Below are 16176 nucleotides of genomic sequence, written 5' to 3'. Positions count from 1 at the left end.
GCCCGATCCGTTCGGGCGGCGGGCGCGCGGCTCAGCGCTGCATCGCCAGGAAGGCGGCGCTCACGTCTTCCGCCTTTGCCTGCTTGAACGTGGCGCAGTTGCGGATCTGTTCGATCGCTCGGCGCAGGCTCAGCGAACCGCCCGCCTGCTCCAGGATCGGCAGGACGCGCTCTTCGAGTGCGGTCGCCCGCTCGGCCGAGCAGAATCCGGCGAATGCCTGGCCCGCGCGCGCGAAGAAGATGCCGCCGCCGCCGCCGGAGAAGGTCTCGAAATTCTCCGCGAGGAAGTCGAACGCCACGTCGCGGGTTCCGGCGCTGCCCAGCAGTCCATAGAGCGCGAACATCCGCTGACCGGCGGGAACCGCCTCGTTGCTCAACAGGCCCAGCAGGAACCTGCCGACGTCCGGGTTGCCCGATTGCATCAGCGCGCCCATCGCCATCTGCTGAAACGCGGCGTCGCTGCTCGACATCGCCCGCTGCGCCACTTGCATCGCAAACGGCACGCCGCGGTCGGCGGCGGCATAGCGGAACGCGGCACCGCGCATCGCCGGGTCGAGCGCGTCGGCGTCGCCGGCTAGATAGGCGTCGGCGGCGGCGGTCAGCGACTCGCGCAGTTCGGCATCGCGGCCGGTGTCGGCGGTCAGCTCGATCAGCGCCGATCGAAGGTCGCGGCGGGCGGCGTTGTCCTCGGCATAGGCGCCGGCCCGGACGTCGCTGCCCAGTTCGTCGAGGAACGGCCGATAGATCGAGGCCACGGTCGCGCGAAAGGCGGGGAGCGCCGCCTCGGAGATCAGGCCGTCCTCTTCCAGCGCGGCGAGCCGGTTGCCGCTGTCGAGCGCGATTTCCGCGTCGGGGTGACGCGCCAGGACGCGCGCCGCCGCGACCAGCTTCTCCACCGGCACGTTGCCGGCGCGGAAACCCGCCCACAGGCTGTCGATCAGCGCGATCGCCTCGCCCGAGGAGAGCGACGGGGCAGCGGCGATCAACGCATCCCATTCGGCCTGGGGCAGCGCAAAGCGATAATAGCCCTGGCCGCCTGCGTTCGGCATCAGCGGCCCGGCTCCCGACACATCGGCGATCGCAACGCTCGGCTGGTCGAGCAGCACGCATTCGCGTGTCGCCGCGCCGCGCTGCATGCACAGCGGGACGATCCACTGGCGTGGCTCGGGCGTCGTGCCCAGATGCGCATAGGGCGACTGAGTCGCCGTCCAGCCGCCGTCCCGGCGAGTCAGCGTCACCAGCGGCACGCCCTGCTGATCGACGAAGCTGCGCAGCGACGCGAGTACGCGCGGATCGTCGGCCGCGGTCGCCAGCGAATCGAAGAAGTCGTCGGTCGCGGCGGTGCCGTAGGGATGGCGCTCCATGTGCAGCCGCACGCCTTCGCGGAACTTCTCGTCGCCCAGATAGGCGGCGATCATCGCCACCACCTGTCCGCCCTTGCCATAGGTGATCTGGTCGAAGGTCGAATCGATATCGGCGTCGCTGGTCACGCGCTCATGGATCGGGCGCCCGACGGTCAGCGAATCCAGCTCCATCGCCTCGAAGCCCTCGGCCAGCGCGCCAGTGCCGATGTCGAGCTCGGGGCGCCATTCGTCGCCGATGCGATAGCCCATCCAGTTGGCGAAGCTCTCGTTCAGCCAGATGTCGTCCCACCAGGCCGGTGTGGCATAGTCGCCGAACCATTGGTGCGACAGCTCATGCGCGACGATCATGCCGAACGCCTGCTTGTCCTCCTTGCTCGAGTCCTCGGTGACGAACAGGATGTCGTCGCCATAGATGTCGGCTCCGGCATTCTCCATCGCACCGGGCATGATCGGCGATCCGATCTGGTCGAGCTTGGGGAAGGGAAAGGCCTGATCGAAGTAGGATTCGAGCAGCGCCACGATCGGCCCCGTCTCCTCCAGTGCATAGCGCAGCCGGTCGGCGTTCGGCTTCGTCCCCACGATCCGCAGCGGCAGCGGCTCGGCGCGCTGCGGGGTGGGCGGGATCACTGCCTCGGCCGTCACGAACGGCCCGGTCACCAGCGCGACCAGATAGGTCGGCAGCGGCGGCGTCGGCGCGAAATGGTGGCGCACCATATTGCCTTCGGTCTCGCTGCGAACCTCGGGAGCATTGCTCACCGCCAGATTGTCCGGCGCGGTGGCGATGCTCACGGTGAACGGCGTCTTGTATCCCGGCTCGTCGAAGCCGGGGAAGGCGGAGCGGGCGTCGATCGACTGGAACTGAGTCCAGCTGTACCATTCGTCCTCCACCTTCACGCGATAGAGGCCCGAGGGCACGTCTTCCTGCAGCTTGCCTTCATAGTCGAAGGTCAGCGTGATCCGCCCGGGAGGAAGCTCGCGCCCGAAGTCGACCGTCGCCAGCCCGAACGGGTTGCGCTGTTCGAACGTCACCGGATAGCTCTGGCCGCCCGCGGTCACCGTCGCCCGCTCGACCTCGAGATCGCGACCGTGGAGATAGATCGTCCGCGCCGCCGCGTTCAGCGTGGCGTCGATCTCGGTATGGCCGGAAAAGGTCGGGCTTTCGGGCAGGATGGTGAAATCGAGCCGATAGGCGGTCGGAGTCACCGTGTCCGGCAGCCGGCCGGTCGGCAGCGCCTGTTCGGTAGCGGCCTCAGCGGAGGGAAGCTCCGGCGCCGTCTGCGCCTGGGCGGAGGCGAGGGTAAGAAAGGCACAGCTAAGCAACAGCAACGGCCGCATTCCGGGAGCTCCTTCTGGCAAGTCGCATCGGCTTAGGGCGCGGCCGCTCGCTCGGCAATGGGCGCCACGCGGCCCCGCGTCAGCCGAACAGCTCGCCCTGCGCGCCGCGGGGCGGGCGGAACAGGTCGGTCCGCACATTGAATCGCTCGCCGCCGAGCCCGTGGCGTCTGCACGCGATGTGGAAGCGCGTGCGCAGCAGGTCGGCCCACACCCCTTGCCCGCGCATCCGCGAGCCGAAATTGGGATCATTGTCGCGCCCGCCGCGCAGCGACTGGATCGTCGCCATCACCTTGCCCGCACGATCGGGAAAATGCGTGTCGAGCCAGGCGCGAAACAGCGGCGCCACTTCGTGCGGCAGCCGCACGGGGATGAAGAACGCCGCCTTCGCCCCGGCTTGCGCGGCGCGCTCGATCAGATGCTCCAGCTCGTGATCGGTGATCATCGGGATCACCGGCGAGATCGACACGAACACCGGCACGCCAGCATCCGCCAGCCGCCGCACCGCCGCCAGCCGCTTTTCGGGATGCGGCGCGCGCGGTTCCACCGTCCGCGCCACCTTCGGATCGAGCGAAGTGACCGACAGCATCACGCCCACCAGCCCCTTCGCGGCCATCGGCGCCAGCAGGTCGAGATCGCGGCACACCCGATCCGATTTGGTCGTGATCGTCAGCGGATGGTCGTGCTCGGCAAGCACTTCGATGCAGCCGCGCGTGATCCGCCACTCGCGCTCGATCGGCTGATAGGGATCGGTGTTCGTCCCGAACGCGATCGGCTTGCAGACATAGCCGGGCTTGGCCAGCTCGGCACGCAGCAGCGCGGGCGCATCGGGCTTGGCGAACAGCTTCGTCTCGAAATCCAGGCCCGGCGACAGGTCGTGATAGGCATGGCTCGGCCGCGCGAAGCAATAGATGCAGCCATGCTCGCAGCCGCGATAGGGGTTCACCGATCGCTCGAACGGCACGTCGGGCGACTGGTTGCGCGTGAGGATCGTCTTCGGCTTCTCCACCGTAACGCTGGTGCGCAGCGGGGGCGGGGCGCCGTCGACTTCCTCGCGCATGTCGAGCCAATCGCCGTCGGCGGCGCGCTGCGGCAGGTTGAAGCGCGCGCTCGCAGCGTTTTCGGTTGCGCCTCGGCCGGAAAGCGTGGACATGACCGACCAGAACATATCACGAACGATATCGCAAGCGGCATGTGTCCACAATCGCTGGAGCCCTCCGCTTCGGCGCGGAGGATTGCGGCGGCCGCTGGCCCGGTCAGTCTCTGACCAGGCTGATCACGTTGCTGACGTCCTGATACTGGCTTTGCCATTTCGCGGAGCCTTGGCCGGGTATCCCGCAGCGGAGCCACCAGCCGCCGAGCGCGACGGGAATATCGGTGCCGCTCCAGGTGCGCGGCTCGGCTTGGGGCACGACCGAGCCGCCCTGCCTTTCACCCAGATGAAGGATCGCGTTCTCGCTGTCTTCCTGTGTCAGGCCTTTGACGTCGAGAGAGATGCTTTTCAGCGTACCCTCCGCGCCGCTGAACCGCAGCGTCAGTCCGTCGCGTTCGAAAGTCGCTTCATTGTCGGGCAGGAGATCGCCTGTACGGGCCTTCACCACATAAACGACCTCGCCGCTGCGGAGGTCGAAATCGGCGTAGGTGTTGCCGACCTCATACTGTGGCCTGCCGATGCAGTGCGTGCTGTCCGCCAGGATCTGGTGGGCCGCCGCGATCGCCTCCTGGCTTGGATTGCGCGTGAAGTCGTACACCGCGGGGATGAGGGCGTTGGAAACCGGCGGGGCCGGTGCCGCCGGATCGGACTCGATCGGCTCGACGGCGGACAGATAGGTGTCCTTGACCCAGCAGCCCTGGGTCGAAGCACGGCTCCAGCCGTCCCGATTCTCCGCGACCTTGACGCTCGTTCCTTCCGTCAGCACTTCCCGAACTTCCCCGTCGAGTCCGGGGGTGCTGCGACAATTCACATCGGCCTGAAGAACTGCCTCTCCTGTCGAGAGGGGGGAGTTGCCCGGCGCTGTCCATGCATAGACCCCACCTGCGGCCACAGCGGCAAGCACCGCGCCGATCGCGATCGGCTTGCGCCAGGCGAGGCCGCCCTCGTCGCCGGGTTCCCCGACGTCTGACCAGCGCGCGTCGGGTCCATCTGCCGGTGCCTGGACCTGTGGTGTTTCGGAATCGCTCGGCGGATCATTGGTCAGCAACCGCGCCTTGGCGTTCTGAAATTCCTCGTCGCTCAGATGTCCCTGCTCGCGCAGCTGCTTGAGCCGTTCGAGCCCGCCGATCCAGTCCGTCACGCGTTTCTCCCCCTCGTCGGCATCAATTATAGGAGGAAAGTGGACTCGCCGCGTCGCGAGGAGGGATGCGAGTTGGTGTCGAACGCATCGCCACGTGCCGCACGCGCAGTCCGTCGCTTGCCGGCGCATCGACCACCGTGTAGAACACAACCGGAACAACGTGGGAGGGACAGGATGGCGCGGCTGAACTATGTCGAGCTGCCGGTCGGCGACGTCGCGGGAAGCAGGCGCTTCTATTCGGCGGCGTTCGGCTGGGAATTCACTGATTTCGGGCCGTCCTATGCGGCGACGACGAGCGGCGACGTCGATCTCGGTCTGGAAGGCGACGCGGAGGGGGCGACCGCGGCGCTGCTGCCGGTGATCGAAGTGGCGGATCTCGAAGCGGCGCGCGATCGGGTGGTCGCCGCGGGCGGCGTCGTCACACGGCCGATCTTCGCCTTTCCGGGCGGGCGCCGCTTTCACTTCCGCGATCCCCAGGGGCACGAAATGGGGGTGTGGACGCCTGCCGCCGGGGAGGGGGCGGCGGCCTAGCCTACCGCCGCGCCGTTCCTCAGCGCTCGGTCAGCCGCGGCAGCAGCTCGACGAAATTGCAGGGCTTGTGGCGGATATCTAGCTGGTCGCGCAGAATGCCGTCCCAACCGTCCTTCACTGCGCCTGTCGAACCGGGCAGGCAGAAGATATAGGTGCCGCGCGCCACGCCCGCGGTCGCGCGCGACTGGATCGTCGACGTGCCGATCGTGCGATAGCTCAGCCAGCGGAACAGCTCGCCGAAGCCGGGAATCTCCTTGTCCCACACCCGCGCCAGCGCCTCGGGCGTCACGTCGCGTCCGGTCACGCCCGTGCCGCCGGTGGTGAGGATCACTTCCACCTGCGGATCGTCGATCCACGCGTCGAGCGTATCGGCGATCGCCTCGGCATCGTCGCGCACGATCGCCCGATCGGCGAGCGTGTGTCCCGCGCCCGTCAACCGCTCGACCAGCAGGTCGCCCGATCGGTCGTCCTCGGGTCCGCGCGTATCCGAAACCGTCAGCACCGCGATCCGGACCGGCCGGAACGCCGCCTGCGCGTCAGCGGGCACCGGCGATTGCCTGCCCGCCGCCACCGCCGCTCAGCCGTACGCCTTCCTGCCCCGGAAGCCCCGGAAAGCGCGGCCACAGTCCCTGCGCCAGCGCCGCGCGGCTCGCCGATCGGCGGCCGTCCTGCCGCTCGTACATCCAGTAGTTGCGCAGCACGATCATCACATAGCCGCGCGTTTCCCAATAGGGGATGGATTCGATGTAGAGCAGCGGATCGCCATTGTCCTTGGTCAGGCTGTTCCATGCCTGCACCGGCGTCGGCCCCGCGTTATAGGCCGCGATCACCTTCGGCAGCAGCCCCTGGGTGAAGGCGGTGTCGCGCAGCTGCTCCAGATAGCTCTGCCCGATCTCCATGTTGATCGACGGATCGGTCAGGTCGGCGCTGGCATAGTCGACGCCGCGGCGGCGGCTTACGTCGATTGCCGCGCCTTCGCGCACCTGCATCAGCCCCATCGCGCCGGCCGCGCTGCGCACTTCGGTGCGGAAGCGCGATTCCTGGAGCGTATGGGCAAAGACCAGCGCGCGATCGACTCGCCAGCCGCCGTCGGGCGTCCAGTTGGGAGCGGGATAGCGCGCCATTTCGACCGGCGGCGCGTCGGCGGGTGCATTGTGCGACAGCCAGAGCTGAGTCGAAGGCAGGTTCAGCCGCCCGGCAAGCCGCGTCAGCGCCCCATGTTCGCCCGCATTGCCGATCCGCGCCTGATGCTTGAGCACTTCCTCGGCCAGCTCGGCCTCGCCGATTTCCATCAGCGCGGCGGCGGTGCGGACGTTGCTGCGCTCCTGCAGCGCGCGCCAGTCGGCGGTCACATACTGCTCGCCCGCCGCGCCGGCTTCCTCGATGCCCAGCGCCTGCCGCGCGAGCAGGCCGTAGAAGGTCTCGTCATATTGCGCCGCGCCGCGCAGCGCCGCGGTCACGTCGCCGGGCCGCTCGCACGCCATGTGCGCGCGCGACAGCCAGTAGAGCCCGGCCGAACGCATCTCGGGATCGCTCGCGCGGCGCGAAACCGCGTCGAATGCGCTCGCCGCGTCGCGGCAATCGCGCTGGCGCCAGGCGGCAAGCCCCTGCACCCAGTCCGCCTGCGCGGCGAACTCTCCCGTGCCGGCCTGCGCCTCGCGGGCCATGCGGCGGGCGTTCGCGTCGTCGCCGGCGGTGTAGTAGATCCAGGCGACCTTCTGCTGCCACTCGGTCCGCGCCTCGGGCGAAAGATCAGCGGCGAAGCGCGCAAGCGTCTGCTCGGCACCGGCGCCGTCATCCTCGCGGATGAACGGCTGCATCGCCAGGATCACTTCGGTCGCGACCGGATCGGTGCTGATCCCGCGCAGCCGCTGGCGAACCGGCGCGGCGTTATACCAGCGCAGCCGCTGCTCGACGGGCAGGGCCGCCTGAGTCATCGCGCCGCGCAGCGCCGCCAGCCGGCCGATCTGCGCGGCCTGCGGCAGTTCGGGAGCCTCGGCGAGCAGCGCCTGCAGCGGCTCGAGCTCGACGCGGGGCGAATTGGCGGCGGTGTAGAGTTCGGCGCGCGCGATCGGGTGGAGCGGCCCGGGGCGCATTGCCTCCAGCCGCTGCTTCGCCTCGTCCCAGCGCTCGCCGCGGATGGCCGCAAAGATCGCGCGATATTCCTCGCGCTGCGATCCGGAGAGCTGATCGGGAATGCCGTCGCCCTCGCGGCGATTCGGCGCATCGGCGAGTGCGCCGGTAGCGCTGCCGATCTCGGGCAGCGCTCCTGGAGCCTTCTCGGCCTGGGCGGTGGCGGGAAGCGCCATCAAAATGGCGGCGGCTACGAAACTCATACGCACTGGCTGGGTCCCCCGGACAGCAATAACTGAAGATTTTTCCAGGCATCGGCCTTTGCGGCGGGACGCTTCAACAGGAAGCGGGGATGATGGCACGCCGCCGCCATCACTGTGGCCTGCGAGTGGTTAATAGCATGTAAACTCTTGGTGTCCGAGGCTTGGTTCGTCCCGATCAGAACACGCTCCGTCGCCCGACCGAGCAGCAGCAGCTTCTGCGGCGCGATCAGCCCGAGGTGATGCAGCGCCACTTCGCGGAGCCGCGAGACCGCGTCGCCGGGCAGCTGTTCGGTTACCGGGCGGGCGTAGGCCAGCGGCGCCAGATAGACCTGCTCGCGCTCCAGCCCGATCGCCGCGAGCATTCGGTCGAACAACCGCCCCGCCGCGCCGCTCAGCAACGTGCCCGCCGCCGCGTCCTCGGCCTCGGGCATGTCGACCAGCACCATCAGCGTAGCGTCGGCGGGCCCGCCGGGCGCCACGCGCGGCGTGTGCCATGCCGCTTCGGGCGCGTCGGGCCCCATCCGCCACGCGACGAACGCTTCGAGCGTCTCGGGCAGGGGAGCAGCGGCTTCGGCATTCGCTCCGGCAGTGGCCGCGGCCGCTGCTGCGGCAGGCAAAGGCGCGCGCGCCAGCCAGTCGCGCGGGTCCGCTTCGGTGAGCACGTCGACACCGGCGTCGCGCCACCATTCCAGCGCGCTTGCCGCTGCCGCCTGCCAGTCGCTGTTCGGTTCGACCCCCATACCATCCTTTTGAATCGCGGGTTGACTGCACCGTCAATCTGCCTCCATCCGGGGCAGGACAAGGCGTTGCGCGCGCGCGACGAGCGTGTGCCATAAGCGTCCCGAATGGAGAAAGCGATGAGCGAACGGGAGTCGATGCCCTATGATGTCGTGATCGTCGGCGCGGGCCCTGCGGGCCTCTCCGCCGCGATCCGGCTCAAGCAGCTGGCCGCCGAGGCCGAGGCCGAGCTGTCCGTCTGCGTGCTGGAGAAGGGCTCCGAAGTCGGCGCGCACATCCTGTCGGGTGCGGTGGTCGATCCGCGCGCGCTCGACGAGCTGTTGCCGACGTGGCGCGAAGACGGCTGCCCGATGGCGCAGGTTCCGGTTACCGAGAACCACCACTGGATCCTGTCGAAGACGGGCAAGTCCGAATTCCCGCATCTGCTGATGCCGCCCTTCATGAACAACAAGGGCACCTACACCGGCTCGCTCGGCAATCTCTGCCGCTGGCTTGCCGACAAGGCGCAGGAGATGGGGGTCGAGGTGTTCCCCGGCTTCGCGGCGGCCGAGGTGCTGTTCAACGACGACGGCTCGGTGAAGGGTGTCGCCACCGGCGACATGGGGGTGGCGCGCGACGGCACGCACAAGCCGGAATATACGCCGGGGATCGAGATCCATGCGAAATACACCTTCCTGGCGGAAGGCGTGCGCGGCCATCTCTCGAAAGAGCTGATCCGCATGTTCGATCTGCGCAAGGATTCGCAGCCGCAGGTCTATGGCATCGGCATCAAGGAATTGTGGGACATCGATCCCGACAAGCATGTGCCGGGCCGCGTGATCCACACCCAGGGCTGGCCGCTTACCGAGGATTCGAACGGCGGCGGCTTTCTCTATCATCAGGCCGACGGGCAGGTCGCGCTCGGCTTCGTCGTCTGGCTCAATTACAAGAACCCGTATCTGCGCCCGTTCGAGGAGATGCAGCGCTGGAAGACGCATCCGGCGATCGCCGAGGTGCTGGAGGGCGGCAAGCGCGTCTCCTACGGCGCGCGCGCGATCAACGACGGCGGCTGGCAGTCGGTGCCCAAGCTCACCTTCCCCGGCGGCGCGCTGATCGGCTGCTCGGCGGGCTTCGTGAACGTGCCCCGGATCAAGGGCACGCACACCGCGATGAAGACCGGCATGATGGCCGCCGAAGCGGCGTTCGACGCGATCCGCGCCGGCCGCGAGCATGACGAGCTTTCCGCCTATGGCACAGCCTATGAATCGAGCTGGGTCTATTCGGAGCTGAAGGGCGTCCGCAACGTCGTCCCGCTCGTCAAGAAATATGGCGACACCTGGGGCACGATGCTCGCGGGCGTCAACATGTGGTCCGAGCATCTCGGGCTGCGCATGCCCTATACGATGAAGCACAAGCCCGATCACGAGAGCCTGGTCCGCAAGGATCTGGCGACGCCGATCGACTATCCCAAGCCCGATGGCGTGCTCACCTTCGATCGCCTCTCGTCGGTGTTCGTGTCGAACACCAATCACGAGGAGGACCAGCCGGTCCATCTCACGCTGCACGATCCCAGCATCCCGATCGGCTTCAACCTTCCGGTCTATGACGAACCGGCGCAGCGCTACTGCCCGGCGGGGGTCTATGAAGTCGTCGGGCTTGAAGAGGGCGAACCGCGGTTCCAGATCAACGCCCAGAACTGCGTGCACTGCAAGACGTGCGACATCAAGGACCCTACCCAAAACATCAACTGGGTGGTTCCCGAAGGCGGCGGAGGCCCGAATTATCCGAACATGTAGGGACGTGCTGATCGCGGGCGTGGCGCTTGTAGCGCTCGCGCCCGCCGCGCAGGCCCAGCAGGGGCAGGCGGCCGATTATGTCCGCGCCCGCGCCGCCGACGCCGATGGCGCCGCCCGTGCCGCCGCCGCCGGCTATGCCAGGGCGCTCGATGCCGCGCCCGATGACGAGATGGTCGCGGTGCGCGCCTATCGCCAGGCGCTCGAGGTCGGCGACTTCGCGCTCGCTGCCCGCGCCGCCGCGGTGCTCTCGCGCGCCGAAATGGCCGCGCCCGATCTGCCGCTCTTCCGTCTCGCCACGGCTCTGGAGGCCGGCGATCTCGCGGCCGCGCAAGCCGAAGTCGATGCGATGGCCGCCGGGCCGCTCGATTTCCTCGCGCCGGCGCTTGCCGGATGGCTGGCGCTGGAGCGCGGCGAGGATCCGCTCGCGCCGCTCGATGCCCCCGCCAACAATCTGCTCGCGCGCCGCTATATCGCGGAGCATCGCGCGCTGCTGCTGATCGCGAGCGGCCGCACCGCGGAGGGAGTGGCAGCCGTCCGCACGCTGCTCGCGGGCGGGCAGGAAGCGCAGGATCTGCGTATCGACGCCGCTCGCCTGCTCGCCTTGCGCGGCGATCGCCGCGAGGCGCGCGCGCTGCTCTCCGGCGGCGGGCCCGAATTTGCCGCGCTGCGCCGCGAGCTCGGCCGCGGCGCGCCTTCCGGCGCGCAGTTCGGTGCCGCGCGCCTGTTTCTCCGCCTCGCCGCCGATCTTGCGCGCGAGGACACCATACCGCTCTCGGTCGTGCTCACGCGCATGGCGCTGCGGCTCGATCCCGCCGACGATCGCGCGCGGCTCTATCTCGGCGATGCGCTTTCGCGGGCCGGCTCGGATGCCCTTGCGCACGAGGTGCTCGGCGAGATCGCGTCGGACAGCCCCTATGCCGATGATGCGGAGCTCGTCCGCGTGAGCGCACTCTCGCGCGCCGGCCGCACCGACGAAGCGCTCGCCCGTGCCCGGCAGATCGCCGAGCGGCGCGGCGCCAGCAGCGAGGATGCGCAGAGCTATGGCGATCTCCTCGCCGCCGAGGAACAGCATGACGCCGCCGCCCGCGCCTATGCTCTCGCGATCGAGCGCGCAGGGGCCGATGCGAGCTGGCTGCTCTATTATCGCCACGGCGCCGCGCTGGAAAATGCCGGCCGCTGGAGCGAGGCGCTGCCCGCGCTGCGCCGCGCGGTCGCGCTCGGTCCGGACCAGCCGGTCGCCCTCAACATGCTCGGCTATGCGCAGGTCGAGCGCGGCGAGAACGTCGAGGAAGCAGTCGCGATGCTCGAGCGCGCCAACGAATTGCGGCCCGACGATCCGGGCATCACCGATTCGCTGGGCTGGGCCTATTATCGCACCGGCGCCTATGAACGCGCCGTGCCGCTGCTCGAACAGGCGGCGCGCGGCGCGCCGGCGGACAGCCTCATCAACGAGCATCTCGGCGACGCCTATTGGCGAGTCGATCGGCGCTACGAGGCGCGCTACGCCTGGCGCGCCGCCGCCGTCTATGCCGATGCCGAGGATACCGCGCGGCTCGAGCGCAAGCTGCGCCGGGGGCTGAACGGCCCCGACGCTGCCGCCAATTGACGCCATGATCGTCGAACCCGCGCGCGCCAAGCTCAACCTGGCGCTCCACGTCCGCCGCCGCCGCGCCGACGGCTATCACGAACTCGAAACGCTGTTCGCCTTCGTGGCGCTCGGCGACGAGGTGCGGCTCGGCGGCGAGGGGGAGGGTCTTCGCGTCACCGGCCCCTTCGCCCCCGCGCTTGGCGATACCGCCGACAATCTCGTCACGCGTGCCGCCGTCGCTTTCGCCTCGCGTTTCGGGCTCGACACTATTCCGCCGATCGAACTGGTGAAGCACCTGCCCGTCGCCTCGGGCATCGGTGGCGGTTCGGCGGACGCGGCGGCGACATTGCGCGCGCTCGCCCGCCACTGCGGCCGTGCGCCCGACGATCCGGCGCTCTTCGAAATCGCCGCCGCGCTCGGATCGGACGTGCCCGCCTGCCTGCTTGGACGCACCGCGCTGGGCCGCGGCCGCGGCGAGGCGCTCGAGCCGCTTGCCGGCCTCCCGCCGCGCGCCGTGCTGCTGGTCAACCCGGGCGTCGCCGTCTCGACTGCCGAGGTGTTTCGCCGCTGGGACGGAATCGATCGCGGCCCGCTTCCCGACGGAGAGGCGCTCGAAGCGGCGCAATGCGGCCGCAATGACCTCGAAGCGCCTGCCTGCGCCGTCGCCCCCGTGATCGCCGACGTGCTCGGCCGGCTCGCCGAACAGCCCGGTGCGCTTCTCGTCCGCATGTCGGGCTCGGGAGCGACCTGCTTCGCGCTTTACGACAGCGCCGCCGCCTGCGCCGCCGCCGCCGCCGCGATCCGCACCGCCCGGCCGCGCTGGTGGTGCGCCGAGACGATTCTCGCCTAGCCGCGTCTTTACCATTGCGCGAAACTTCCCGTTCGCCTTCCGCGACTAGTCAGTGCACCAGCGGATCGAGCGCCGGGAGCGGGACGTCCGTCGGTGGCCCCCGCCTTCGGGCGGGCGCCACCCCGTGACAAGCGCCGCCATCCCCGGCACAGCATCGGCATGATCGAAACCACGCGCGAAGGGCCGCTCGCCCTTGTCACGCTCCACCGGCCCGATGCGCGCAATGCGCTGTCGATCGCCGGCTGGGAATCGCTTGCCGCTGCCGTGCGCGAGATCGCGGCGAGCGACGCTCGCGTCGTCCTGCTGCGTTCGGCGGTTCCGCTGGTCTTCACTGCCGGCGCCGATCTCGGCGAGTTCGAGCTGCTCCGCCAGCGCCCGATCGTCCGTACGCGTTTCCGCATCGCCATGCGTGATGCGATCGATGGCCTCGCCGCGCTCCCCATTCCGGTGATCGCCGCGATCGACGGCGGCTGCTACGGCGCGGGCGTGGCGCTGGCGCTCGCCTGTGACCTGCGCGTCGCCGGCGCGGGCGCGCAATTCGCGGTGACGCCCGCCAAGCTCGGCCTCGGCTACCCGCGCGAAGATGTCGCCCGGCTCGTGGCGCAGGTGGGGAAGGGGCAGGCGGCGCGACTGCTCTATTCGGCCGAGATCCTCGAAGCGCCCGAAGCCGCGGCGATCGGCCTCGCCGAAATCGCCACCGAGGAGGCCGAGCCGCTCGCCCGCGTCTTCGCCGATCGCATCGCCGCCAATGCGCCGGTGGCGATCCGCCTGCTCAAGCGCACGCTCGCCGATCCCGCCGATGAAGCCCTCGACGATGCGTTCGAGGCGCGCTTCGGCAGCGACGAATTCGCCGAGGGGCTCGATTCCTTCCGCAACCGCCGCCGGCCGCGCTTCGCATGACCGCGGCCGAAGTGCTCGACGGCGCCGCGCGCGACCTGCTGCTGCTCTGCGACCATGCCTCGGCGGAAACAGTCCCCGATATCCCGATCGCGCCCGATCTGCTCGCCCGACACATCGGCGTCGATATCGGCGCTGGCGCCGTCACGCGCCTGCTCGCGCACCGGCTCGGCGCGCCGGCGGTTCTCGCCACCATTTCGCGCCTCGTGATCGACCTCCACCGCGAGCCCGATCACGCGAAGCTGGTGCCCGAGGAAAGCGACGGCCATACGATTCCCGCTAATGTCGGCGCCGATCGCTTCGCCCGCATCGCGCGCTTCCACGCGCCCTATCATCGTGCGATCGCCGCGCGGATTCGCGCCGTCCGCCCGAAGCTGATCCTCGCGATCCACAGTTTCACGCCGCAGCTCGAAGCAGGCGGCACGCAGCGGCCGTGGGAAATCGGCGTGCTCTACAATCGCGATGCGCGTGCCGCGCGCCCGGCGCTCGACTGGCTGGCCGGGAAAGGGTTCGCGGTCGGCGACAACGAACCCTATTCGGGGCGTCAGTTCAACGCGACGCTCAACCGTCATGCCGAGGCGCAGGGCATCCCTTCGATCGCGATCGAGATCCGCAACGATCTGATCGCCGACGATACCGGCGCCGAGCGCTGGAGCGCGGTGCTCGCCGAGCTTGCGACACATCTTCTGCGTAATAGTCTTGCGTAGGAGGCATCATCCGCGACATAGGCTGTCGCGCCATGACCAATCGCTTCGACAAATCCCGCCTTCCGAGCCGCCACGTCTCCGTCGGACCCGAGCGCGCCCCGCACCGCAGCTATTACTACGCCATGGGCATCGACGAGGCGGACATCGCCAAGCCCTTCGTCGCGCTGGCGAGCGCCGGCAACGACAGCGCGCCCTGCAACACCACGCTCGATGCCCAGGCGAACGCGGCCCGCGAAGGCGTGATCCAGAACGGCGGCATGCCTCGGCGGTTCAACACGATCACCGTCACCGACGGGATCGCGATGGGGCATCAGGGGATGAAATCCTCGCTCGTCAGCCGCGAAGTGATCGCCGATTCGGTCGAGCTTTCGGTGCGCGGCCATTGCTACGACGCGCTGGTCGGTTTCGCGGGGTGCGACAAGTCGCTGCCCGGCATGATGATGGCGATGCTGCGGCTCAATATCCCGTCTATCTTCGTCTATGGCGGGTCGATCCTCCCGGGCCGCTATCACGGCAAGGACGTCACCGTCGTCGACGTGTTCGAAGTTGTCGGCCGCTATGCCGCCGGGACCTGTCCGCTGTCCGAAGTCCATGAGCTCGAAAAGGTCGCCTGTCCCGGCCATGGCGCGTGCGGCGGCCAGTTCACGGCGAACACCATGGCGTGCGTCGGAGAGGCGATCGGATTGTCCCTGCCAAACAGCAACATGGTCCCCGCTCCTTATACTACGCGTGAACAGATCGCAGTCGCCGCGGGCGCGCAGGTGATGGAGCTCGTCGAGCGCAATATGCGCCCGCGCGACATCTGCACCCGCTCGGCCTTCGTCAACGCCGCGCGCGTCGTCGCCGCCACCGGCGGCTCGACCAACGCCGCGCTCCACCTGCCGGCGATGGCCAATGAGGCGGGAATCGAATTCGACTTGTTCGATGTTGCAGAGGCTTTCAAATCAACCCCTTACATCGCCGACCTCAAGCCCGGTGGCAACTATGTCGCCAAGGACATGCATGAAGCCGGCGGCGTCTACATGCTGATGAAGACGATGCTTGCGGGCGGCTTCCTTGACGGCGAGTGCATGACCGTCACGGGAAAGACGCTGGGCGAGAACATCGATCAGGTGACGTGGAATCCCGATCAGAAGGTGATCCACGATGTCCGCACCCCGCTGTCGCCCACCGGCGGCGTCGTGGGCCTGCGCGGCACGCTGGCGCCCGACGGGGCCATCGTGAAGGTGGCGGGGATGCACCGGCTCCAGTTCGAGGGGCCTGCGCGCGTCTTCGATTGCGAGGAGGATGCGTTCGCGGCGGTCGAGCAGCGGCGGATCGTCGAGGGCGAAGTCGTGGTCATTCGCTACGAGGGGCCTCGGGGCGGTCCCGGCATGCGCGAGATGCTGTCGACCACCGCCGCGCTCTATGGCCTCGGCATGGGTGAGAAGGTTGCGCTCATCACCGACGGTCGCTTCTCCGGCGCCACGCGCGGATTCTGCATCGGCCATGTCGGGCCCGAGGCAGCCGAAGGCGGCCCGATCGCATTGATCGAGGATGGCGACATCATCCGCATCGATGCCGAAGCCGGGACGATCGACCTCGACCTGCCCGACGACGTGCTCGCGCAGCGCCGCGCCGCCTGGCGCCCGCGCGTCAACGACTATCAGGCAGGCGCCCTGTGGCGCTATTCGCAAACGGTCGGCCCGGCCTATAGGGGGGCGGTCACGCACCCGGGAGCCAGCGCCGAAACCCATGTCTACGCGGATATCTGAACGACCGGATT

General features: G+C 69.0%; 13 protein-coding genes. 7 read left to right on the top strand and 6 right to left on the bottom strand.

All coding sequences use genetic code 11. The features are described from left to right. Window positions 1-31: 31 nt before the first annotated feature. The 3 genes from H7V21_RS02930 to H7V21_RS02920 all read right to left on the bottom strand — a co-directional run bounded on the left by H7V21_RS02930 (window position 32) and on the right by H7V21_RS02920 (window position 4989). Window positions 32-2698 (bottom strand): M1 family metallopeptidase, encoded by a 2667-nt coding sequence (locus tag H7V21_RS02930; RefSeq protein ID WP_188055137.1) that lies wholly within the window; start codon window positions 2696-2698, stop codon window positions 32-34. 79 nt (window positions 2699-2777) lie between these two features. Then, window positions 2778-3863, bottom strand: coding sequence for a PA0069 family radical SAM protein (locus H7V21_RS02925; protein WP_262503978.1), 1086 nt, complete (start codon window positions 3861-3863; stop codon window positions 2778-2780). Window positions 3864-3951: 88 nt separating this feature from the next. After that, window positions 3952-4989, bottom strand: a complete 1038-nt coding sequence (locus H7V21_RS02920) for an SHOCT domain-containing protein (protein ID WP_188055136.1) — start codon at window positions 4987-4989, stop codon at window positions 3952-3954. A 174-nt stretch (window positions 4990-5163) separates the two neighbouring features. On the opposite strand from H7V21_RS02920, the gene H7V21_RS02915 reads away from it, so the two are divergent. Continuing rightward, a complete protein-coding gene (locus H7V21_RS02915; RefSeq protein WP_188055135.1) occupies window positions 5164-5520 on the top strand; it encodes a VOC family protein in 357 nt (118 codons plus the stop codon). 19 nt (window positions 5521-5539) lie between these two features. Here H7V21_RS02915 and moaB read toward each other — a convergent pair whose 3' ends face one another. Genes moaB through H7V21_RS02900 form a run of 3 tightly spaced genes read right to left on the bottom strand, consistent with a single transcriptional unit; the run spans window position 5540 to window position 8596 of the window. Continuing rightward, window positions 5540-6067, bottom strand: a complete 528-nt coding sequence (moaB, locus tag H7V21_RS02910) for a molybdenum cofactor biosynthesis protein B (protein WP_188055134.1) — start codon at window positions 6065-6067, stop codon at window positions 5540-5542. Further along, window positions 6057-7856, bottom strand: coding sequence for a lytic transglycosylase domain-containing protein (locus tag H7V21_RS02905; RefSeq protein ID WP_188055133.1), 1800 nt, complete (start codon window positions 7854-7856; stop codon window positions 6057-6059). The genes moaB and H7V21_RS02905 overlap by 11 nt, the downstream gene beginning before the upstream one ends. After that, the gene (locus tag H7V21_RS02900; RefSeq protein WP_188055132.1) at window positions 7853-8596 is read right to left on the bottom strand and encodes a uracil-DNA glycosylase family protein; all 744 of its coding nucleotides are present in this window, start codon (window positions 8594-8596) and stop codon (window positions 7853-7855) included. Before H7V21_RS02900 ends, H7V21_RS02905 begins: the two co-directional genes overlap by 4 nt. A 117-nt stretch (window positions 8597-8713) precedes the next feature. Here H7V21_RS02900 and H7V21_RS02895 point away from each other — a divergent pair, with 117 nt between their 5' ends. From H7V21_RS02895 to ilvD, 6 genes are all read left to right on the top strand, one after another. Continuing rightward, the gene (locus H7V21_RS02895; RefSeq protein ID WP_188055131.1) at window positions 8714-10369 is read left to right on the top strand and encodes an electron transfer flavoprotein-ubiquinone oxidoreductase; all 1656 of its coding nucleotides are present in this window, start codon (window positions 8714-8716) and stop codon (window positions 10367-10369) included. A 4-nt stretch (window positions 10370-10373) separates the two neighbouring features. Continuing rightward, a complete protein-coding gene (locus tag H7V21_RS02890; RefSeq protein WP_188055130.1) occupies window positions 10374-11975 on the top strand; it encodes a tetratricopeptide repeat protein in 1602 nt (533 codons plus the stop codon). 4 nt (window positions 11976-11979) lie between these two features. Then, window positions 11980-12807 carry a 4-(cytidine 5'-diphospho)-2-C-methyl-D-erythritol kinase gene (locus H7V21_RS02885; protein ID WP_188055129.1) on the top strand — a complete coding sequence of 276 codons (828 nt, stop codon included), beginning with the start codon at window positions 11980-11982 and terminating at the stop codon, window positions 12805-12807. A 159-nt stretch (window positions 12808-12966) separates the two neighbouring features. After that, a complete protein-coding gene (locus H7V21_RS02880; protein WP_188055128.1) occupies window positions 12967-13707 on the top strand; it encodes an enoyl-CoA hydratase/isomerase family protein in 741 nt (246 codons plus the stop codon). After that, complete coding sequence (locus H7V21_RS02875; protein WP_188055127.1) at window positions 13704-14411, top strand: N-formylglutamate amidohydrolase; 708 nt, start codon at window positions 13704-13706, stop codon at window positions 14409-14411. Before H7V21_RS02880 ends, H7V21_RS02875 begins: the two co-directional genes overlap by 4 nt. 32 nt (window positions 14412-14443) lie before the next feature. Next, on the top strand, window positions 14444-16165 hold the full coding sequence (ilvD, locus tag H7V21_RS02870) for a dihydroxy-acid dehydratase (RefSeq protein WP_188055126.1): 1722 nt from the start codon (window positions 14444-14446) through the stop codon (window positions 16163-16165). Window positions 16166-16176: the final 11 nt, after the last annotated feature.

Origin of the sequence: Sphingosinithalassobacter sp. CS137 (genome assembly GCF_014334115.1) — a bacterium.
GTDB lineage: Bacteria > Pseudomonadota > Alphaproteobacteria > Sphingomonadales > Sphingomonadaceae > Sphingomonas.
This window is presented reverse-complemented; position numbering and strand designations above follow the sequence as displayed.

Bases quoted from the DNA above. Each gene is read 5' to 3' on its own strand.
- H7V21_RS02880 (WP_188055128.1), top strand. From the start codon at position 12,967: ATGATCGAAACCACGCGCGAAGGGCCGCTCGCCCTTGTCACGCTCCAC.
- ilvD (WP_188055126.1), top strand. From the start codon at position 14,444: ATGACCAATCGCTTCGACAAATCCCGCCTTCCGAGCCGCCACGTCTCC.
- H7V21_RS02915 (WP_188055135.1), top strand. From the start codon at position 5,164: ATGGCGCGGCTGAACTATGTCGAGCTGCCGGTCGGCGACGTCGCGGGA.
- H7V21_RS02895 (WP_188055131.1), top strand. From the start codon at position 8,714: ATGAGCGAACGGGAGTCGATGCCCTATGATGTCGTGATCGTCGGCGCG.
- H7V21_RS02925 (WP_262503978.1), bottom strand. From the start codon at position 3,863: ATGTTCTGGTCGGTCATGTCCACGCTTTCCGGCCGAGGCGCAACCGAA.
- H7V21_RS02885 (WP_188055129.1), top strand. From the start codon at position 11,980: ATGATCGTCGAACCCGCGCGCGCCAAGCTCAACCTGGCGCTCCACGTC.
- H7V21_RS02900 (WP_188055132.1), bottom strand. From the start codon at position 8,596: ATGGGGGTCGAACCGAACAGCGACTGGCAGGCGGCAGCGGCAAGCGCG.
- H7V21_RS02905 (WP_188055133.1), bottom strand. From the start codon at position 7,856: ATGAGTTTCGTAGCCGCCGCCATTTTGATGGCGCTTCCCGCCACCGCC.
- H7V21_RS02930 (WP_188055137.1), bottom strand. From the start codon at position 2,698: ATGCGGCCGTTGCTGTTGCTTAGCTGTGCCTTTCTTACCCTCGCCTCC.
- H7V21_RS02875 (WP_188055127.1), top strand. From the start codon at position 13,704: ATGACCGCGGCCGAAGTGCTCGACGGCGCCGCGCGCGACCTGCTGCTG.